This window comes from Kordia sp. SMS9, from assembly GCF_003352465.1.
Classification (GTDB): Bacteria; Bacteroidota; Bacteroidia; order Flavobacteriales; family Flavobacteriaceae; genus Kordia.
In genome coordinates this window covers 4,642,686-4,664,779 of record NZ_CP031153.1, presented here as the reverse complement: position 1 = coordinate 4,664,779, position 22,094 = coordinate 4,642,686, and the positions used below count along the sequence as shown (strand labels likewise).

Sequence of the window (22,094 nt, the reverse complement as noted above, 5' to 3'; positions counted from 1 at the left end):
AGATTCAGATGTTAGAAATTGTAATCATCATTATTATCGGTAGGCAATTTTATGAATTGGCTAAAAAGTACAAACAAAAACTCCCTTGGGTGTATTTTATTGTGGGAATTGTATCGTATTACGGAGGTGCATTTTTGGGTGGAATATTTTTAGGAATTTTTGATATCATCAGTGGTGCTAACATATTGGAAACCATGAATGATTTTCTATTGATGTTGATTTTTTTACCAATAGCAGTGCTTAGTTGTTGGGGAACCTATCAATTACTCAAAAAGAAATGGCATAAAGAGTATCTTCAAGAAGAACAAAACAAGCCTAAAATTGACGATATTGGCAAATCGGAAGATGAAATTGCTTCAAACCAAGATTTTTTTTAAATGTTGCGCACAAAAAAACCGTTACCAAAAAATAACGGTTTGTATATTTATTTTAGAAATTAATCAAAGGTGAAAATTCCAGTACTTTCCACAGGGATTTTATATAGAAACAAAAAGTAATACAACAAAGCGAGAAGAATCACGCCAGAAACCACAAAAATTAAAATGGTATTGCGACGTGACTTTTGTTGTTGTTCCTGTACTTCTTTTTTAATTTTATGCAGCATATAATCAGATGCTTCCTTATATTCGGCTGATGATGATTTCGTGCCAATATACCGTTCTACACGTTCCATTTTATTGATGCGTTTGCGTTTGTTGTTGCGCATGATGCTATTTGCGAGTGCTAAAAATCCTGACATAATTGTTTAAATTAAATATGTGAAACCAATAACTAATCCTGAAACACTTACAATTGCTAATACAAAAGCTAGTATTAACGTATCGCGATCTTTGCGCTGTTGCTTTTTCATTTTCTCACGAATTGCTAACAATTGTAGTTTAGTAGCTTTTGGAAAAACGTTTTTAATTTTTTTTCCGCTGCGCATCAGTAAACTATTGCTAAAAGGCGTGTGTTGCTTTCTTCTTTTCCTATCTCTTTTGAATGCTTCTACAGCATATAACCCAAATCCTGATCCTAACATAATCTCTTTCTTTTAAGTGAAACATATGCTTTATTTGTACTTTAAAGAAGAAAAATGTTACAAAAAGTAAATTTGTATGATAGTTTTGATTAGTATAAAAGGCTCTTGTTTTTTGATTATTCAGAAAGTAAAGTTATAATGAAATCATTGATTTCAGCATCTTTTGGACTTGGCGCATTTTGTGAAACCATATTGCCTTTTTTATCATACACAATATACCTTGGAATTGACTTAAGTTCTAACTCTCTATAAAATGTTGCCGATGGATAATTGACTGCTAAAAAATTATTTTTCAGATATTTGAGATTTTCTTCTTTAGAAGCTTTCTGCCATTTTTTGAAATCTTTATCAATGGAAATAAAAATATACACAAAATCTTTATCTGCATACATTTTACGCAACTTTTTGGCAGGTTTCATTGCAACGCGACATGGAGCGCACCAACTTGCCCAAAAGTCAACATACACAACTTTTCCTTTGTATTGCTTAATGATCTCCGTAAGTGTGGTTCGTTCTTTAGCTGCATTGGTTAAATAGACGTCATCTGTTTTACCTTTTAATGATATAAAATCGGTTACATAGGTATCATTTATCAAAGCTAAAAGTGTGGTATCTTTCACTGTTTGTGTAAACTTTTTATGATATGTTTTAAAATCATTCAACGGATAATAGTTTGCAATATCTTTCAGTGTGGAAAACAATAAATAATGCTGTATTTTCTTTGAAAATAAGTTGCTTTTTTGGATAGAATCGAAGAGAATCAATTTATCAGCCATTGGAATATTTCTTCTTTTAACAATAGGAATGTTCAGTGTTTCCGTTGTATAATAAGATAAAAAACGTTTGTAGAGTGGAAGAATCAACAAGGAATCGTTTTGCAATTCAATTTTATCTTTATTAATATCTGAAAAATCAGACATCAGGTTGATTCTGTATTTGAGTTTGTTTTTTTGTAAATTATAATATGTTTTCTGGAAATTTCCACTTGCATGTAAGGAATCTAAAACTGCTAATTGTTTATTTCGATTTCTTATCAAGCTTTCTAAATATATATTATATTCTGAGTCTGTTCTATACCTACCGTGCTTCTCTCTGAACTCAATGTCATCTACATAAATATCGTTAGATAAATTATAATTGACCTCAAAATTTAATTCTGTATCTAATTTTCTATTATTCAAAAGACGTGCGTAGGGAGCATCATTTTTATAATCAAACTGAATGGTATCACCTGCTTTTAATAAATAATTAGAAGCATAAAAATAATGATAGCGATGTTCTAGTAAAATAGAAGCATCAGTGCTAATAACGATGGTGTCATTAGTGTTTAAATTATTGCTTTTAATTTCTTTTCGTTCATAAGGATACCTATCAAAATAGGAGAGAATTGGATTAATTTTCAGGGTATATGATTGTTCATTGTTGAAATATAGCGTATCCTTTTTAAAAGAACGTTTGCCAAAAATAAGAACAACATTCTTTTTTTTAGATTCTATTTTAGTAATTTTTTTAGTTGGATTTTCTGAACAATTGATAAAAAGAAAAAATATAACTAGAAAAGAAATGTATTTCATAAAAGTAAAAATAAGGAAATATACTTTCTTAGTATTTCCTTTTTAAATTAATAATTAAACTTTAATATTATTAATGGTACCATGAAGCAGCGCTACAGCCTTCACAACACCAATGACCTCCATTTACTACATGTGCTTCTGCTTCTGCACGACTCACATCTTTAATCAGTTTCCCACCTTGACACGTAGAATCGTGTTTCCCAGGTATTCTACAAGGGGCAAAAGCTGCACATGTGCCAGTTCCTTCGTTTAATTCGTCCGTAGTACCACCTAAAATAGTGCGTTGTTCAGTTTTACTAAGTGTTTTTCCTAGTTTTAAAATTTTTTCTAGCTGCATAATTAACTATTTTAAAGAATAATTCTTACAAATATAATTAAAATTAAAGTTAAATACTACAAATAAATTAAGTTAAAATTTCTTCATATAGATTTTATTCTATAAAACATAGAAAATTATACATTATATTTGTGATAGATACGAGTGAAATTAGGAGTTTTATTTCATCTTCCGAACGCGTTTCAACTCCAACAAATTCAAAGCATTAATTCCCAAACCTTGTACATTTTTTCGCGTAAATCGTACTACTTGATCGTAATACAAAGGAATTATTGGCGCTTCGGAAACTAAGAGCGAATCCATTTTTGTGTAGATGTTAGCACGTTTGGTAGCATCCGTTTCACGTAATGCCGTTTCGTACCATTCGTCGAATTGTGCATTTTTAAAACGTGTGTAGTTTGGGCCGTTTGGCGTGAAATTTTTGCTGTAAAACAATGATAAATAATTTTCAGCGTCAGGATAATCGGCAATCCAACTGGCTCTAAAAATGGGCAATTCACCTTTGGAACGCAATTCGCGTAGGGTAGAAGCTGGAATTACGTTTACGCTGGCTTTGATACCAATTTTTTCAAGCGCTCGCTGAATGTACTCGCAGAAATTCAAATACTGTCCGTTGGTGGTGATAGAAACTTCAGGTGCTGCATTTCCTGTTTCTTTACTGTATTGTTTGACTAACTTTTTTGCCAATTCAGGTTGGTAGTCAAATCCTTTAATGTTGTCAAAACCAGGCAATCCTTTCGGGATAAAACCATGATTGGCGGGCGAACCAATACCACTTCGCAAATATGTGATCATTTTCTCGCGATCAAAGCTATAATTCATCGCTTTTCGCAACAAATGATGACTGGACACATTGGTACTATCGCCAATATAAATTCCTAAATATTCGGTGTTTAAATATGGTCCCGAAATCATGCGTACTTTTTCAGCATAGGTTTCTCGTAACTTTCCTGCGGCATTCAAAATTTCATCTTGATACGATGGATCAAGGGAGTTTAAAAAGTCAATATTTCCTTGTGCAAATTGTAAAAACTCACTCTGTTTATCAGGCAAAAAAGTAATGGCAATCGCTTCTAAATATGGTAAATTTTTTCCTTGTGCATCTTTTTCAAAATAAGTTGGATTTCGTCGCAAGACAAGCTTTGTGTTTTCTTCCCAAATTTTAAACTGAAAAGGTCCAGTTCCAATTGGATTGGATCTAAAATTATTGCCATAATGCTCCACAATTTCTTTGGGAACTACCGAACAATATTTCATCGTCAATAAGCTTAAAAACGCAGGAAAAGGCTGTTTTAGTTGAATTTTAAACGTTGTCGCATCAAGTGCTTTAAAGCTTTCAACACTCTTGAAAATCCAACGTCCGCTCGACGCTAATTTATCATCTAAAATTCGTCCAAAACTATATTCAAAATCAAACGCAGTTACAGTACGTGTACTATCTTTCCCAAACAAATGATGCTTGTGAAACTGTACATCTTCACGCAAAGTGAACACATACGTTAACGCATCTTCTGAAATTTTCCAAGAGCTGGCAATGGCAGGAATCACGTTCAAATCAGTGTCCATTTCCACCAAACCATTAAACAGTTGATGTACTGCCCAAATATTGCGCTGATCTTTGGCAAAAGCAGGATCTAAAGACGTAATATTAGCATGCTCATTATAGCGGAAAACTAAATGATCTCTGTCTTGTGAATTTTGTTGTTGACACGAAACCACAATCAACAATAAACAAAGAATTGATAGCTGCTTGAGTATCAACTGAAAATGTTGCATCGTTAATTTTATCATATTCTGAATTAATTGTAAATTTGCGGGCTTTTGCGAATCTTTTTAAGGCTTAAAAGTACATAATAAAAAATAGAAATAGCTACCGTTTTGGTAGAAAAGTATAGGAATGAACGATAGAAAAAAAGTTGCTTTTTACACGCTAGGTTGCAAACTGAATTTTTCAGAAACTTCTACGATTGCACGAAACTTTCAAGAAGAAGGTTATGACAAGGTAGATTTTTCCGAACACGCAGATATGTATGTGATTAATACGTGTAGCGTGACGGAAAATGCGGATAAACGCTTTAAAACCATCGTAAAACAGGCACAAAAGGTAAATCCGGATGCGTTTGTGGCAGCAGTTGGATGTTATGCGCAATTGAAACCTGAAGAATTGGCAGCAGTTGATGGTGTGGATTTGGTATTGGGCGCGACGGAAAAGTTCAAGCTCACTGATTATATTAATGATTTGTTGAGTCGTCCCGAGCGGAGTCGAGGGATTGGAGAAGTACATTCCTGCGAAATTGAAGAAGCTGATTTTTATGTAGGAAGTTATTCCATTGGCGATCGTACACGTGCTTTTTTGAAAGTGCAAGATGGTTGTGATTATAAATGTACTTATTGTACCATTCCGCTTGCCAGAGGAATTTCTCGAAGTGACACCTTGGAAAATGTATTGAAAAATGCCAAAGAGATTTCGGAACAAGATATTAAAGAAATCGTGCTAACAGGCGTGAATATTGGCGATTATGGAAAAGGTGAATTTGGCAATAAAAAACACGAACATACTTTTTTAGAACTCGTACAAGAATTAGATAAAGTGGAAGGCATTGAGCGTTTGCGAATTTCCTCAATTGAACCGAATTTGTTGAAGAACGAAACGATTGATTTCGTGTCAAAAAGCAATACTTTTGTACCACATTTTCACATTCCCTTACAGAGTGGAAGCAATACGTTGTTACGTTTGATGCGTCGCAGATACATGCGTGAATTGTATGTAGATCGCGTGACGCAAATAAAAGAAACCATGCCAGATGCCTGTATTGGCGTGGATGTTATTGTGGGATTTCCAGGCGAAACCGACGAAATTTTCTTAGAAACCTACAACTTTTTAACTGAATTGAATATTTCGTATTTACATGTGTTTACCTATTCCGAACGCGAAAATACAGTCGCTGCCGAAATGGACAATGTGGTGCCGCAAAATGTGCGTAAAAAACGCAGTAAAATGTTGCGCGGTTTGTCTGTAAAAAAGCGTAGAGCGTTTTATGAAAGTCAAATTGGGAATACAAAAACTGTTTTATTTGAAGGTGAAAATAAAGAAGGATACATTCACGGGTTTACCGAAAACTACGTAAAAGTAAAAGCACCGTGGAATCCGGAATTGGTCAATACACTTCACGAAATTACGCTAACTAAAATTGACGATGACGGCATGGTACGTTTCGACTTTGTAGACGAAACGGTGGCGTTTAGTTAACTAAATTCTCATTCTTTTTATCGAAATATCCCGAATTTTATCGGAAGATTGGTATGATTCATGCAATTATGACTGTGTAAACGGAGTTATGCTTATATTTAACTCGTAAAATGAAACAGATGAAAACAACACTACTCTCTATAATAGTCCTTGCTTTAATTAGCTGCGACGCTTCTACCAAAGAATTTGTGGGAAGCTCCTGGAAAGTCGTTGAATTGAAAAATAGCGGAACTACTGTAAAAGTTACGGATGCCATTATTTTAAAGGTAAATAGCGATACTGAATTTTCATTAAAGTTAGATGTAAATAATTGTTTCGGTACCTACAGCATCACAGGGAAAAGTAACATTAAACTTCAAGGATTGGCTTGTACTGAAATGTGTTGCGATTCAGAATTTTCAAAAGCAGTGGTAGCAGCGTTGTATAAAGTTTCTACCATTAAGTTAACGAAAGATGAAGCAATCCTTTCTTCTGATGATGTCAAAATTACATTCAAGCGCCAGAAAGTATTATCACCAAAGGAAATGAAGGCAACGAATACTAGCGAAAAATTTATGGGAAAAGAAAAAATACCTACGGAAGAAACGACCAATGTTGGCATGTTTGAAAATCCAAATAAAGTAGAAGAAACTCCGGAAATGGTAGTTCCAAAAGGAGATTTTATCGAATTGTATAAATCGCCCTGCAAAGGAACTTGTGAAGAGTTTACTATGCAATTTTATGAAGACGGAACGGTTGTGTACACAGGAAAATTCAATGCACAAGTACAGGGAAAACATGCTGTAAAACTAGCGCCAAGTAAAGTGAAGTCACTTTTCAATGATTTTGAGCAATCGAACTTTATGAGTTTTCAAGACAAATATGACGATCCAAAAATTATGGACATTCAAAATACGTATTTGACGTATAAAGGAAAAAAGATTCACATTCGTTACAAATACAACGCGCCAAAAGAATTACAAACGCTGTTGGAAAAAGTAGAAACACAAGCGAAATCAGCGTTGGAGCAATTGAAAAAAAAATAGTAAAATAACATAATACTATAAAAAAAAGGGAACCGAAAAGTTCCCTTTAATTTTTTTAGATGCGAACGCCAACTGGCAGTAAATCTTTATACTCTTTGTGTTTTCGTAAAAAACTAGCGATTCTTGGACTAGTTGGTACAACTCTCAAGTTTCGTTCTTGAATACTGTCGAGAACTGTTTTAATAAATGTATTTTTAAAATCTACATCATCCAGCTCTTCGGGAACGATTAATTTTGTTAAAAATATTTTACGCTCTTGTAATGAATACTCGATCTTTGCCATTCCGTGATCTGTCTTGTGTTCAAATTGACGTAAAAATTCGTTATCATTGATAACTAATGCATTATCCATAGCAGTTTAATTTTAAATTAATCCTTAAAAAAGTGGTATATTTAGAAGAAATGTTGTTTTAACGTTGCAAAGATAAGAAATTTAGAGTAGATTTCCGAGTTTTTAACGTCACTATCTGTATGAAAGTAAGTAAAATACACGTTTATTTTATGCCAGGGATGGCTGCTAACCCTACAATTTTCAAGTATATTAAACTTCCAGAAGACCAGTTTGACGTTCATTATTTAGCTTGGTTTTTACCTGAAAAAGACGAGACGTTGTCACAGTATGCATCGCGAATGGCAGCAAATGTGAAGCATGATAATATTGTTTTAGTCGGTGTTTCCTTTGGCGGAATTTTGGTGCAAGAAATGGCACAGTATCTCAATGTCAAAAAAATTTTTGTGATTTCAAGTGTAAAAAGCAAGCACGAATTACCGCGCAGAATGAAATTTGCACGTGCCACAAAAGCCTATAAACTCTTGCCTACGAGCTTGGTAAACAATATGGAGGTCTTACGAAAATTTGCTTTTGGCGATTTGGCAACCAAGCGATTGGATTTATATGAAGAATACTTATCGGTTCGTGATAAGGATTATTTAGATTGGTCTATTGCCCAAATTGTCAATTGGAATCAAGAAGAACCGTTGCCCAATACCATTCACATTCACGGCGATAAAGATTTGGTCTTTCCTATACAGCATATTTCAGATTGTATTCCTATCAAAGGAGGCACACATATTATGATTCTAAATAAATTCAAATGGTTCAATGAAAATTTACCAAAATTGATCACAGAATAGCAAAACTTTTTTTATTTTAACAATTAATTACACAGATACAAGCACGATTCCCAATCAGTTTGTTATTTTTGTAATCCCTATCCGACCATTTTACAATCCAGCAATAGCTATTAAAATCGATTAGAAATACTAAAAACATATTTACTATGCGTACACTCAAAAACGGATTTGCCTTTTTAGGATTAATTTTTCTTGGAGTTTTACTGATGAATGCTGTTGCACAAGATGCAGCTTTTACCACAGAAAACGAGTCAAAAATAACGAAACCTTCTGCGAAATCAGTTGTGAATGATGTCAACGATTACAATATATATGCGTTGGAAGTTCCAGAAACCTTAGAATTTGCAGGCGAAAAAGTGCCGTTGCAATTGCCAGACATTAAAGAACGTATGGACAGAGAATTGTTGGTTAATACCTATTGGCAATCTAATGGTTTGCTATTATTCAAGCGTGCCAACAAATACTTTCCGATTATTGAACCGATTTTAAAAGAATATGGCGTTCCAGACGATTTTAAATACTTAGCTGTCATTGAAAGTGGATTGCAAAATGTCACCTCTCCAGCAGGCGCAAGAGGTTTTTGGCAAATTATGAAAACCACAGGACGCGAAAACGGGTTAGAAATTAATAAAAACGTAGACGAACGTTATCATTTGGAAAAAGCAACACGTGTGGCGTGTAAATATTTGCTAGATGCTAAACAACGTTTTGGCAATTGGACTTCTGCCGCAGCAGCATACAATGCAGGAAATGCCGGAGTTGCGCGTCGTATGGAAGACCAACAAGTGGATTCGTATTACGATTTATTACTAGGGCAAGAAACAGGACGTTACTTATTTAGAGTCATTGCGATCAAAGAAATCTTTACCAATGCTAAAAAATACGGTTTCAACTTTGATGAAAAGCATTTATACACCTACATTCCAACCTACAAAGTGGAAGTAGATAGTGTGGTAACAAATTTTGCAAGTTTTGCGAAGAAATTCGGTATCAACTATAAAATCTTAAAAATTCACAATCCGTGGTTGCGCGAAAACAAGTTGAATAACAAATCAAAAAAGTTATATAAAATTGCGATTCCTGAAAAAGGATATTATCCGACGAAATAAATGATCGTCATTCTGAACTTTTACGTTGAGTGTATCGAAGTGTGATTCAGAATCTATAATCTCATAAAAAATAAAATCTCCCAAAGAATGTGTTGAGTTCTTTGGGAGATTTTTTTTGAAAAAACTTAAAAACGTAACTAAGGTAATTTTACTTAATTTAAGAATTTATAAATTCTTTTATTTAGTTAGCAATTAAGCTAAAAGATATGTTGTACCACAGGCAAAAATTTCTCCGACTAATGTAACAATCACACAAGTAGCTAAAGTTTGTGCTGCCTGTCTATCTAGGCGTAATGCAAAACGTAAACATACGGTATTTACACCCGAAATTTCTTCAGGGATTAAACCTGTTGCACTACCACCAGAAAGGATTTCCTCCGCAATGATAAAAGATCCTCCTGCTACCATACAAGCACCGTACTTTTTAAGAGCCCAAAGACCCAACGCAGTTCCACAAGCACCTGCTATTCCAGCAGTAGCAATAATAATACATTTCATTGTATCCTGAAGCTTTTTAGTTCTAGTAGTAGATTTTCCTGATTTTTCTAGTACATCTTTTTTATCTTCTTCACTTAAATTGTAAAATTCAGGATATTTAGATTCGATGATTTTTAAATCAGTTTTTAATCCTTTATTAAATTTTTCATAATCAATCTCATATTCCTTACCGGTAAGGTTGTATTCTTTTTTTAAAGATTCAATCATTGTTAGAGAGGCTATATTTGTATAAACCGATGCAATAATTTCATCTTCTCCCATTTTTGCAATTAACTCCTCTTTGATCTTTTCTGTATCTTCAATACAAGCTGTTGTTGCATAAGTGTTGAATGATACCAATAGCACCAATGCTAATGTTATTTGTTTTAATATTTTCATTTTTCTAAATTTTAAAAGTTATTAATTAGTTATATAGAGAAATTGTGTTGTAAACACGGTTAGGAATATCAACATAGTCATATTTAGCAATAGAGAAAAAATATTGTGTTCCAGTTCTATTAGTTCCAGTATATAAGAAAACGTATGACGTATTAGGATTAGGATTTTGTATGATTGAATGATCTGCATATTGTAAGCAATACTTTAAACGTCCATTGTAAGAAGCAATACCTACAAATTCAAGATCGTCATAATGATAGTGATATGAACCATTATATAAATTCAAATCCGTTACTAATTCAATAGAATAATGAGTATCATAACTAGAGCCATCAATTTCAAAATGTCCTACTAAATCAACATGATCTGGCCAAGGGTGTTCAGCAACGTGATCGAAGTTTGTATCTGGATGAACAGCTTTGCCATTGACAGCAGGAACTTTACCTTTACTTCTTTCAACTCTTTCTTCAGCTAAAATCTCATTCATATTAAAGTCTGGTAGTATTGTAGCCTTTTTTGTCATTTTTGAAGTAAGTTCATTGTATTGAGCATCCCTTTTAAAATGTTCTTCAGTAGTATATGCTCTAATAGTGTTTGCAGTTTTACTATTTACTATGACATAAGCATAAGCTCCGTCTTCAACATCATTCATGCTTTTTAGGTTTTTTTCAAATTGTCCATCGACCATTAGTTTCATGGAGTTTTCATTACCTACTTCAATACTTTCGGTAGCATCGGTGTTTGGATTTTCAATGTTATCGTCGCTACATGCATGCAATAGGAAAGTTACTCCTAGTAGCACTGTAACGGAAGCCATAACTCTTAATTTAAACACTTGTTTAAAAAATGGTTGTTTCATAATTAAAATTTTTTATTGGTTAATAATTATTGATTGTAAAATATATAGGTAGTATTTTACTTTTTGTTGAATTTTAAAATATTAATGATTAGATAATATTTTTTGCGCGCATCTAATCGTAACTATTAAAATCAACACTACAAATGTTGCTATAATTTGTTTGTATGATTGTCTCATTTCTGACAATTATTGATTTTTTTATTGTAAGAGTTGCTCATTTTTTAACCTTCATAATCTTTTTTAAAACCTTACCTTATTTGAAGGAAAAACCATAATTAATATTTCTTAAAAATTTGTTAATTGTTTGCATGAAAAAAACCTACCTACTTATTTGTCTTTTGGCAATCAGCTTTTTATACCCAAATACGAAGCCTAAGCCTACCCCGGAATGTTTACAATACTTCGAAGAAAATTATGTGAAAATTTCAGAGGATATATCTGAAAAAGCTTTTGAAAGTGCTTTTACAAAAGCTCAAAGTATATTGAGTTCCTTTGAAAATAAAAAAGAAAATACTCAAAACAGTTGTACGCCATCTTTAGAGTTGTACACAAAAACAGTATTACTTTTGATAGACGTCTACAATGAGCAAAAGCAATATGACTCAGTTGCTGTTTATTGTGCTAAAATTAAAAATAGAACTACTGATATTGAGATGTTGGGCGATGCAGAGTTGTATATTGCCGATAAAAAAATATTTGAAAAAAAGTATTTTGAATCTATTCGTTTGTTACATACTGCGTTGGCATATTTTGAAGAAGCAAATGCGGTGGACAAGAAAGTAGATACCTATTTAAAACTCGCTGAACAATATAAAAAAATTAGAAATTTCGAATTGTCAAAAGAAGTTGATTCTATACTGATGAATCACTATGTGCATCAACAAATACCTAAGACTTTACAAGCTCAAATTTACATCAATAACGCACAATATAAAGCTTTTACAGGTAATAATGCGGAAGCTATCAGGTTGCTAAAATCTTTAGATATTCAAAACTTTATACAGGATAAAAAGGTATTGCAAACGTATTATCGAGTGTTGAAAAGACGCTATATTAAAGCAGATAATATCGATTCCGCTCGTGTTTACATGGAAAAAGTGTACAGCATCAAAAATGAAGAACAGCCCGAAGATACAGCTATCAAATACATCTATTTGGCAATGATGGAATTAAAATTGAAACAATATCAAAAGGCATTAATGTATGTTAACAAGGCAAAAACAAGCAATGCTTTGCAATACGTAGAGCAGTTTGATATGATAAAACTTTACAAAGTAGAATACTTAGCCAATGAGGTACTTGGAAATTTTAACAAAGCGTTTCAGTCTTTAGCCAACTATCACGAAGTACGGAATTCAGTAAAAAATTTCAACCTAAATCTCAATGCTTCTATTTTAAACTTTAAACTACATCACGACAAAAAAATAAGAGAATTAAAAGCCAAAACCGAGATGAGTGCTTTGGTAATGAAACAAAAAAAGCAATTCTACATTTTTTCCACCTTTTTTGTTTCTGCGACAATATTTATCCTCATCTTCTTTTTTATTCTTCAAAACCGTAAAAAGAAACGATTAAAATTGCAATATGAAAACGAGAAAATGAAGGAAGTTGCCGAAATCAAAACTGACTTTATTGAAAATTTATCACACGAAATCCGAACGCCTATTACCATTATAACGGGCTACTTGCGTATGATATCTAACAATACAATGGATTATTCAAAAATTGTAAAATATTCAGATTTGACCATTCGAAATAATGAACAAATTATAGAGATGCTGAATAATTCATTAACACTTTTAAAATTAGATAGAAGTCCGTTAGTGCATAAGTGTACTACTGAAAAAATGGAAGGTTTTTTAAGAGAAAGTATCTATGCGTTTCAAGGAGTTTCTGAAATTAAAAATGTGGCTATTTATTACAAATCCAACATCAAACTAGACCAAGTACTAGATTTTTATTACGAAGATTTGAAAAAAATACTAAACAACATTTTGTCAAATGCTTTAAAGTTTACCAATCCAGGAAAGGGAATTTACGTGCATACTTTTATCAATAAAAAAGGTTTAACTGTGTTCGTTAAAGATGAAGGTATCGGAATTGATAAAGAAGAACAAAAACTCATCTTTGATCGTTTTTATCAAACCAAAAATAATCTTTCCAACGGCGGATTTGGAATTGGTTTATCCTTAGTGTATGAATTGGTCAAAAAACTAAACGGAACAATCACATTGGATAGTGAAAAAAATGTCGGAAGTATTTTTACCATACAACTGCCTTTAGCCATTCAAAATCATGCACTATACACTGAAGAAAAAAGTACGGATTATGTCAATATTTGTAATGAAACTGTAGTGGAATCGTCCGCCATTACAAATCTCCCCAAAATATTAATAGTTGATGATAATATTGAAATGATTGGTTATTTGAAAGAATTATTGTCTCCAACTCTCAACTGTACCTTTGCTTTTGATGGAAAACAAGCGGTATCATTTGCACTAAAAACAAAGTATGATATTGTTTTGACCGACTTAGGAATGCCAGTTTTGGACGGATGTGAATTAAAATCAGCGTTAGATAAAGTAGATGGCTATGAAACGGTTCCGTTTTTGGTAATGACCGCTTCCGCAGAAGAATATTTAGAAAATAATAAAGCAGCACTTGGTATTAATGATTATCTCACAAAGCCATTTAAAGCCATTGAACTCATCACAAGAATAAATTATCATTTAGATACAAACATTTACAGACAACAATTGCAAAGTACAGATGATGAAAAGATTGAATACAATGGTGCGTATGCCGACTTTATGGAAAAAATAAATACAGTCATCCAAAAAAATATGAGTAACAGTGACTTTACCATTCAAGATTTAGCGGCTTCTTGTGGCTATTCATATAAACAGTTTCGACAAATTGTTCAAGAAAAAACAGGAATGAAATCTGTACAAATCATTTTAGAAGTTCGTTTGCGAAAAGCCTATGACTTGATTGTTAATAATAATTACGAAAATATTAGTGAAATTTTATATGCTGTCGGATTAAACAGTAGATCATACTTCAACAAAGTCTTTGTAAAGCGTTTTGGACTCAAACCTAGCGAATTGATTAAAAAGTGTAAAATTCAAAAGAGAGCTTCTTAACTTTTTTTAGTTTAAGGCAAAAAAACAAATCTCCCAACGAGTTGTGTTAAGGCTCTTTGGGAGATTTTTTGAAAAAACTTATAAAATGTAACTAAGGCATATATAATGTGTTCCTTAATTATGGTTTTGTAGTAACCAAATATGATTCGTGATACTATTAGTCATTTACTCCATCCTCATCAGCATCCTTGTCAAAATCATAGGCTGTATCATTGCTACAAGCAAATAGTATTCTTCGTACGCCTTCTTCAATAATTAACAGTTGACCAACTTGTAAAGCAGTACTTATAGCTATACAAAATTTAGTTTCAGCTGCAACTTGAGCTGGCATTGTTCCGGTCACTAAACCTGCACTTTCTACTTCCTCAGCAGCATCAACCGCAACAGCGGCAGCAGCACAAAGACCTAATTTTGTAAGTTTCCATTTAACCGCAAATCCAGTTCCTACAAATATCTCAGCGGCGGCTAATCGTAGAATGTTCATTCCTAAACATTTAAGTTGGTTTTTATAATTGGTACTTTTACTTAAAACTTCATTAAATACTTCGCGTCTTTCATTTAATTCAAGTTTTAATAACTCAGGGTATTTATTTCGCACAATTTTTGCATTTTCTGCTTTAATGACACTCAAATCCTTTAATAATTCAGAGTTTTTAATTAATTCAGCATTTCCATATACATTCATTGTCATTTTTTCCTTTAACAAGGTGATGCAAAAATCAGCTACTTCTGTATCATTTGACATCTTATGAATCAATTCATTTTTGTTAATTTCACTTCCATGTACATTTGTAATAGCTAGCGCTAGGAAAGCAAAAACTAAAGATATTTTTTTTAATTTTTTCATTTTTTAAGTTTTAGTAGTTAAAATATATAGATTGATTTAAAATTCATTTTAGGTATGTTAACATCAGAGTCTTTTTCTATTATGTAAAGAAATAATGTTCCATTGTAATTTGAATCTGTATATAAGTATAAATACTTTCTATAATTGTAAGTGTTTTGTATGGTGGTTTCATTTGCATTTAAGAAAAAAGAACTTAAATTGTAATTAGGCAGATTGTATATTGAATTAGTTGTTTCTAAATGTAAATGTCCTACTTCACTATCAGCGATAGTACTTATTTTTAATTTAGCAACTAAATGGTAATCAATACTAGTGAAAGCACTATTACCTTCAAAATGCGCTAATAATGAATTGGTGTGGTTAGGCCAGTCGTGGTCAAAAATGAACGATAAACTATTTGCTTCACTTTTACTATAATCGGTATCTAGCGGATTTTGGATTTTATCACCAAAAAGATTAGTCATATCCTGAATAATAGCTTGCTCAGCTTCTTCTGCTGAATTGAATGGAAACACGGTATTGCTAGTTTCTGCCTTTATACTATTTATTTGTTCTTTAATGTTTGCATGACCATTGTGCTTCTGAAAAGCATCTGTATCAGTAAATGCATCTATAATATTATTTTCAGGATCAACAAGTATGTATTTAAATTCTTTGTGATCAATTACATCTACACTTGTAATGTATTCCTTAAATTGACCATTGACATTTAATTTCAATGCTTTTTGATCTCCAAGGCTAGCATTTTCAGTAGCATCGTTTGCTGTATCTGTCTCTAAGTTATCTTCACTACAAGAATGTAGTACTAAAGTTGCTGAAACTAATATTATGAAGGAAGCCATAACTTTCAGTTTAAACACATGTTTAAAAAATGTTTTTTTCATAGTTAAAATTTTAAAGGTTAATAATTTGGATTGTTAATTTGCAAAACTTTTTTGCATTTTATTATTTTGTTTCGTGATTACAAATAGTATTTAAACAATATTAAAGCGCGCATTCAAAACTATCTATCATTTCAACAGGACAAAGATTCATAAAAAAATCAGTTTCTATTTTCTCTTTTTTTACGATGATTGTTTGTATTATTTTTAAGAGTTGCTCATTTTTTACATTGGTTGTCTTTTTTTTAACCGTACTAGTTTTGAAGGAAAAACCGTAATGAATATTTCTAGATATTTCGTTAATTTATCTATGAAAAAGAAAGTAGCTTTACTATTTAGTTTATTGTTTTATAGCTTTTTATGTTTAAATAACTTATTTGCTACTATCAACGAGAGGTCATTATATGAACTTCACGAAAAAGCATTGCATGACGTTTCTGGAATACCAAATGACTCTTTATCTCAAAGAGAAAATATGATTTCAGACTTCTTGAAAAGGGAACATCTAAACTCAGAAAATGATTCTACAGGAATCAATTTCAAAGAGCTGGAAATCTTGTTCTTAATGCATCAGTATGATGAAAAGAAGCAATATGATTCTGTTTATTATTTTTACAACAAAATAAAACAAGAGTCTGGAAATATGAAGATTCTTGGTGAAGCAGAATTGTATTTGTTTGAAAAAATGATGTTTGAAAAAAAGTATCTTGAATCAATTCGTTGTTTGTACAATGCATTGGACTATTTCAAAAAAAACAGTATCGTAGATAAAGAAATTAAAGTCTACTTAAAATTAGCAGCACTCTACAAAAAAATAAAAAGCAAAGACTTGTCTAAAGAAATGGATTCTATTTTGATGAATCATTACTTACATAAACCGATTTCAATACTTCATAAAAATCAAATACATATAAATCATGCATCTTACATTGCTTCTTTAGGTAAAAATAGAGAAGCTATCCGTTTATTAAAAAGTTTGAATGTAAATGATTTTTCAGACCAACCTTATGTTTTGAAATATTACTATGACGAATTGAATAAACGATATACAAAATTAAAATTACTTGATTCTGCAAAAGTATATCTTGACAAAATGTATGCGATACCTAATCTTTTCTCTCCAGCGGATGAAGTCATGAAAAATATTTATTATGCAGGACAATTCAGTATTGAAGGAAATCCTATTATAGCTTTAAAATATATTGATAGTGCTAAAAGGAGCACAGCTTTTAAGTATGTAGAACAATTTGATTTAATAAAATTTTATAAAGTTGAATATAAGGCAAATGAAGCGCTTGGGAATTATCGAAAAGCATTCCAATCGTTAAATAATTATCATTCAGTTAGAAATGATCTCAAAAACTTTAGCCTAAATCTAAACGCTTCCATTTTAAACTTTAAGTTAAATCACGATAAAAAAATTAAAGATTTAGAAGCAAAAAGTGAAATAAATGCTTTGATTATGGACGAAAAAAAGAAATTCTATATTTTTTCAACCTTTTTAGTTTCTGCATCGGTACTGATTCTAATTTTCTTAATCATATTGCATACGCGTAAAAAGAAACGGCTCAAATTGCAATATGAAAATGATAAAATGAAGGAAATTGCAGAAATCAAAAACAATTTTATTGAAAATTTATCGCACGAAATCCGAACACCAATTACTATTACGACGGGCTATTTACAAATGATTACCAACAATGCAATGGATTATTCAAGAATTGTAAAATATGCAGACTTAACAGTACGTAACAACAAGCAGATTATAGAAATGTTAAATAATTTTTTAACACTTTTAAAACTAGATAAAAATCCATCGGAAAGTAAAAAAACAGTTGTTGAAATGGGTAGCTTTCTGAAGGAAAGTGTCGAAGCATTTCAAGGAGTAGCTGAAATTAAAGGTGTCTATGTCTATTATAAATCGAATATAAAAACAAATCAAAAAATTGAGTTTCAATACGAAGACTTGCGAAAAATCATTAACAATATTGTGTCTAACGCCGTAAAATACACAAGTCCTAAATATGGAATTTATGTCCATACATATATAGATACAAATGGTTTAAATATTATCATTAAAGATGAAGGCATCGGAATTGATAAAAAAGAACAAAAGCTGATTTTCGATCGTTTTTACCAAACCAAAAACAATCTTACGAATGGAGGTTTTGGAATTGGTTTATCGCTAGTACATGAATTAATAACGAAACTTAATGGAACTATTCAACTAGACAGTAAAAAAAATGTAGGAAGTGTGTTCACGATTCAATTACCGCTAACCATCGAAAATCCGCTTTTATATATTGATGAAAATGTAGAAGTATTCCAAAGTATATCCAAGCCTGAACTTCCAACGATTGACACCTCAAATAGCTTACCTAAAATCTTAATTGTAGATGATAATATTGAAATGATTGGCTATCTAAAAGACCTATTAGAACCATCATTAGAATGTACATTTGCGTTTGATGGCGCACAAGCATTAGTATTTGCTAAAAAGAAACAATACGATATTATACTATCAGACTTACGCATGCCCTTGATGGATGGATCTGAGCTAAAAACTTCATTAAATAAAATCAAAGGTTACGAAACCACACCATTTATCATCATAACAGCTTCCGCAGAAGATTATCTTGCACATCATAAGGAAGAATATGGTATTCATGATTACCTCATAAAACCTTTTGAAGGAACGGAATTATTGACACGAATACACTATCATCTTGAACAAAATATATACAAAGAACAGTTGCAAAATGCAGAAGTAGAAAAAATTGAATACAAAGGTGCGTACGCCGAATTCATGAATAAAATAAATAATATCATACAAGAAAACCTTAACAACAATAATTTCAGTATTAGTGATTTGGCAGAACAATGCGGATATTCACACAAACAGTTTACACAAATTGTTCAAGAAAAAACGGGTTTAACACCTGTAAAAATGATCTTAGAAATTCGTCTTCGAAAGGCGTATGATTTAATAGTGAAAGATAATTATGACAACATTAGCGAAGTATTATACGCTGTCGGATTAAACAGTCGTTCATACTTCAATAAAGTATTTGTCAAGCGCTTTGGACTCAAACCAGGAGATTTAATTAAAAAGCGAAAAATTCAAAAAAAAGCCTCTTAAAATGCAGTCTTAATCGTTTTTGAAACGCGAATTTCTTGTCACACTAAAAATTGTTCATTTTATGCTTTTTAGCATCTTATAAAACCTTACTTATTTTGTGGAAAACCCATAAACTATTTTAATAGATTTTAATTTACTTTAGAGGTTATGAAAAAAAGCCTTTTATTCTTGTGCCTTCTGGTTGTAAATTTCTTGTACACAAAAAATAAATTTACACCTAACTCCGAATTTGCAAACGATGTTACTACGAAAACGGATTCTTTAGATTATTACTACTTAAAAGTCAAAGAACTATCTACAAAAACTGTAATTCCACTAGATGCAAGGTATCATCTTAGGAATGAAAAAACATTTGAAAAAGAGTACTTTGAATCTATTCGATTATTATATGATGCGTTGGCATATTTTGAAAAAGTAAATGCCACTGATCAAAAAGTGGTTACCTATTTAAAACTTGCAGAAATCTATAAGAAAATCAGAAATTTTAATTTGTCAAAGGAAACCGATGCCATACTGATGAACCAGTATTTAGAGCAACCGATCTCCAAATCCTTAAAAGCACAAATCCTTATTAATAACGCACAATACAATGGATTTACAGGAAAGACTAAAGAAGCAATTCAACGTTTAGGATCATTAAACATACAGGACTTTGCAGCAGATAAAATGGTATTGAGAAAGTACTACAAAGTACTCATGAGACGCTACTTAAATATGAACAACTATGATGCTGTGCGTACTTCTCTGGAAAAGCTACACAATATTAAAGCTGCTGCACAACCAGAAGATGAAGCCATCAAATATCTTTATTTAGCGATGATAGCTTGTCAGGAGGATGACTATAAAGAGGCATTGAAATTAATAAATAAGGCAAAAGCAAGCACAGCTTTACAGTATGTTGAACAATTTGAGATGATAAAGTTTCACAAAATGGAGCATTTAGTCAATGAAGCTTTAGGAAATTACAAAGAAGCTTTGAGTGGCTTTAAAAAATATAATGATGTTAGAAATTCCGTAAAAAGCTTTAATCTCAATGTAAGTGCTACGATTCTTAATTTTAAATTGAAGCGTGACAAAAAAATCAAAGCATTAGAGGAAGAAAGCAGAATGAATGCACTAATGGCAGACCAAAAAAAGAAATTTTATATCCTCTCAACACTTTTCGTCTCTGTAGCGGTATCGCTTCTTATTTTTCTTATCATCCTCTACAAGCGTAAAAAGAATCGATTGAAGCTGCAATATGAAAACGAAAAAATGAAAGAGATTGCAGCAATTAAAAATAATTTTATAGAGAATCTATCACACGAAATCCGAACGCCCATCACGATCACTACAGGATATTTAAGCATGATTACCAATACCATGGATTATGGGAAAATAAAAAAATATGCCGATTTAACAATCCGAAATAATGGACAAGTCATTCAAATGCTTAATAACTTTTTAACGCTTCTAAAACTGGATAAAAAACCAACGGAAAGCAAACAAACGGTTGAAAAAATGGAAGCTTTTCTTCGTGAACAGGTACATGCGTTTCAAGGAGTCGCGGAGATCAAAGGCGTACATATCTATTACAAATCGAATATAAAATCCAATCAGAATATTACATTTCCGTATGATGATTTGCGCAAAATCATCAATAACATCATGTCCAATGCGCTCAAATATACAAGTCCAACGTATGGAATTTATGTGCATACATTTATTGATAAAAGCGGCTTGAATATTATTATTAAAGATGAAGGCATCGGAATTGACAAAGAGGAGCAACAACTGATATTCGATCGTTTTTATCAAACAAAAAACAATCTTACCAATGGAGGTTTTGGCATCGGTTTGTCACTCGTGTATGAACTCATAAAGAAATTAAAAGGAACCATTACGCTGGATAGTGAAAAGAATGTCGGAAGTGTATTTACCATTCAATTGCCATTGGCAATGGAAAATCCACTTTTATATATTGATGAAAAAACACAGGATTTTCAAAATATATCTCAATTAGAAATAGTTACGACTGATAACGAAACCAACTTGCCTGAAATCTTGATTGTAGATGACAATATTGAAATGATTGGCTACTTAAAAGACTTATTAGAACCATTTTTATCATGTACAGTAGCTTTTGATGGCGCACAAGCACTTGCCTTTGCCAAAAAGAAACAATACGACTTAATTCTATCAGACTTGCGAATGCCGTTAATGGACGGACACAAACTGAAATTGGAATTAGACAAACTTGGAAATTATGAAGCTACGCCATTCATTATCATCACTGCTTCTCCAGAAGACTATTTGGAGCATCAAAAAGAAAAATACGGCGTGTACGACTATCTCATCAAACCTTTTGATAGTGCGGAACTGATCACGCGAATCAATTTTCATTTAGAAAAAGATATCTACAAAAGACAATTACAAAGCATAGAAAATGAGTCCATTACGTTCAATGGTGCGTATGCGGAGTTTATGGAAAAAATTAATACAATTATCTTAGAGAATCTCACAAATAAAGAATTTACCATTCATCAACTTGCCCAAGAATGTGGTTACAGTCACAAACAGTTTGCACAAATAGTACAGCAAAAATCAGGCATGACACCTGTCAAAGTAATTTTGGAAATTCGATTGCAAAAGGCGTATGAGTTGATTGTTAAAAATAACTACAACAGCATCAATGAAATTTTATATGCAGTAGGATTAAATAGTCGTTCGTACTTCAATAAAGTATTTGTAAAACGCTTTGGACTCAATCCAGGGGAACTCATTAGAAAGTATCAGGCTCAGGATAAGTTTTCGTAAACTTTTATGCCTAAATAGGTATACGTTAACTTATTATAAAATAAGAACTCCCAAAGAATGTATATAAACTTCTTTGGGAGTTTTTTTATTTGAAACAAATTAA

General features: G+C 31.9%; 18 protein-coding genes. 8 read left to right on the top strand and 10 right to left on the bottom strand.

The window, feature by feature from the left end; all coding sequences use genetic code 11:
• The first annotated feature begins 8 nt into the window (after positions 1–8).
• On the top strand, positions 9–377 hold the full coding sequence (locus tag KORDIASMS9_RS19760; RefSeq protein ID WP_114904509.1) for a hypothetical protein: 369 nt from the start codon (positions 9–11) through the stop codon (positions 375–377).
• A gap of 59 nt (positions 378–436) precedes the next feature.
• Here KORDIASMS9_RS19760 and KORDIASMS9_RS19755 read toward each other — a convergent pair whose 3' ends face one another.
• The 5 genes from KORDIASMS9_RS19755 to KORDIASMS9_RS19735 form a co-directional block, all read right to left on the bottom strand.
• Entirely contained in the window at positions 437–739 is a 303-nt protein-coding gene (locus KORDIASMS9_RS19755; RefSeq protein ID WP_114904508.1) for a hypothetical protein, read from the bottom strand.
• 6 nt (positions 740–745) lie between these two features.
• On the bottom strand, positions 746–1,021 hold the full coding sequence (locus KORDIASMS9_RS19750) for a hypothetical protein (RefSeq protein ID WP_114904507.1): 276 nt from the start codon (positions 1,019–1,021) through the stop codon (positions 746–748).
• A gap of 116 nt (positions 1,022–1,137) precedes the next feature.
• Positions 1,138–2,595, bottom strand: a complete 1,458-nt coding sequence (locus KORDIASMS9_RS19745) for a TlpA disulfide reductase family protein (protein WP_114904506.1) — start codon at positions 2,593–2,595, stop codon at positions 1,138–1,140.
• A gap of 70 nt (positions 2,596–2,665) precedes the next feature.
• Complete coding sequence (locus tag KORDIASMS9_RS19740) at positions 2,666–2,932, bottom strand: hypothetical protein (RefSeq protein ID WP_114904505.1); 267 nt, start codon at positions 2,930–2,932, stop codon at positions 2,666–2,668.
• Positions 2,933–3,091: 159 nt separating this feature from the next.
• Positions 3,092–4,723, bottom strand: coding sequence for an ABC transporter substrate-binding protein (locus KORDIASMS9_RS19735; protein ID WP_240321089.1), 1,632 nt, complete (start codon positions 4,721–4,723; stop codon positions 3,092–3,094).
• Positions 4,724–4,829: 106 nt separating this feature from the next.
• Here KORDIASMS9_RS19735 and mtaB point away from each other — a divergent pair, with 106 nt between their 5' ends.
• Positions 4,830–6,182, top strand: a complete 1,353-nt coding sequence (gene mtaB, locus KORDIASMS9_RS19730; RefSeq protein ID WP_114904504.1) for a tRNA (N(6)-L-threonylcarbamoyladenosine(37)-C(2))-methylthiotransferase MtaB — start codon at positions 4,830–4,832, stop codon at positions 6,180–6,182.
• 119 nt (positions 6,183–6,301) lie between these two features.
• Positions 6,302–7,207, top strand: a complete 906-nt coding sequence (locus KORDIASMS9_RS19725; protein WP_162820074.1) for a DUF6438 domain-containing protein — start codon at positions 6,302–6,304, stop codon at positions 7,205–7,207.
• 55 nt (positions 7,208–7,262) lie between these two features.
• Here the strand turns inward: KORDIASMS9_RS19725 and KORDIASMS9_RS19720 are convergent, their stop codons facing one another.
• Positions 7,263–7,559 (bottom strand): GNAT family N-acetyltransferase, encoded by a 297-nt coding sequence (locus KORDIASMS9_RS19720; RefSeq protein WP_114904502.1) that lies wholly within the window; start codon positions 7,557–7,559, stop codon positions 7,263–7,265.
• Between the two features lie 119 nt (positions 7,560–7,678).
• Between KORDIASMS9_RS19720 and KORDIASMS9_RS19715 the strand changes: the two genes are divergently transcribed.
• The gene (locus KORDIASMS9_RS19715) at positions 7,679–8,341 is read left to right on the top strand and encodes an alpha/beta fold hydrolase (protein ID WP_114904501.1); all 663 of its coding nucleotides are present in this window, start codon (positions 7,679–7,681) and stop codon (positions 8,339–8,341) included.
• A gap of 146 nt (positions 8,342–8,487) precedes the next feature.
• Complete coding sequence (locus KORDIASMS9_RS19710) at positions 8,488–9,450, top strand: lytic transglycosylase domain-containing protein (RefSeq protein WP_114904500.1); 963 nt, start codon at positions 8,488–8,490, stop codon at positions 9,448–9,450.
• Positions 9,451–9,642: 192 nt separating this feature from the next.
• Here KORDIASMS9_RS19710 and KORDIASMS9_RS19705 read toward each other — a convergent pair whose 3' ends face one another.
• Positions 9,643–10,326 carry a hypothetical protein gene (locus tag KORDIASMS9_RS19705; RefSeq protein WP_114904499.1) on the bottom strand — a complete coding sequence of 228 codons (684 nt, stop codon included), beginning with the start codon at positions 10,324–10,326 and terminating at the stop codon, positions 9,643–9,645.
• A gap of 25 nt (positions 10,327–10,351) precedes the next feature.
• On the bottom strand, positions 10,352–11,185 hold the full coding sequence (locus tag KORDIASMS9_RS19700; protein ID WP_162820073.1) for a hypothetical protein: 834 nt from the start codon (positions 11,183–11,185) through the stop codon (positions 10,352–10,354).
• Positions 11,186–11,601: 416 nt separating this feature from the next.
• Here KORDIASMS9_RS19700 and KORDIASMS9_RS19695 point away from each other — a divergent pair, with 416 nt between their 5' ends.
• Positions 11,602–14,328 carry an ATP-binding protein gene (locus KORDIASMS9_RS19695; RefSeq protein WP_162820072.1) on the top strand — a complete coding sequence of 909 codons (2,727 nt, stop codon included), beginning with the start codon at positions 11,602–11,604 and terminating at the stop codon, positions 14,326–14,328.
• Positions 14,329–14,485: 157 nt separating this feature from the next.
• Here KORDIASMS9_RS19695 and KORDIASMS9_RS23480 read toward each other — a convergent pair whose 3' ends face one another.
• Together KORDIASMS9_RS23480 and KORDIASMS9_RS19680 are read right to left on the bottom strand one after the other, a co-directional pair.
• Positions 14,486–15,175, bottom strand: a complete 690-nt coding sequence (locus KORDIASMS9_RS23480) for a hypothetical protein (protein WP_162820071.1) — start codon at positions 15,173–15,175, stop codon at positions 14,486–14,488.
• A 17-nt stretch (positions 15,176–15,192) separates the two neighbouring features.
• Positions 15,193–16,059 (bottom strand): hypothetical protein, encoded by an 867-nt coding sequence (locus KORDIASMS9_RS19680; RefSeq protein WP_114904494.1) that lies wholly within the window; start codon positions 16,057–16,059, stop codon positions 15,193–15,195.
• 307 nt (positions 16,060–16,366) lie between these two features.
• On the opposite strand from KORDIASMS9_RS19680, the gene KORDIASMS9_RS19675 reads away from it, so the two are divergent.
• Both KORDIASMS9_RS19675 and KORDIASMS9_RS19670 read left to right on the top strand, forming a co-directional pair.
• Positions 16,367–19,195 (top strand): hybrid sensor histidine kinase/response regulator, encoded by a 2,829-nt coding sequence (locus KORDIASMS9_RS19675; RefSeq protein WP_162820070.1) that lies wholly within the window; start codon positions 16,367–16,369, stop codon positions 19,193–19,195.
• 192 nt (positions 19,196–19,387) lie between these two features.
• Positions 19,388–21,991 (top strand): ATP-binding protein, encoded by a 2,604-nt coding sequence (locus KORDIASMS9_RS19670; RefSeq protein WP_162820069.1) that lies wholly within the window; start codon positions 19,388–19,390, stop codon positions 21,989–21,991.
• The last annotated feature ends 103 nt before the right edge of the window (positions 21,992–22,094 follow it).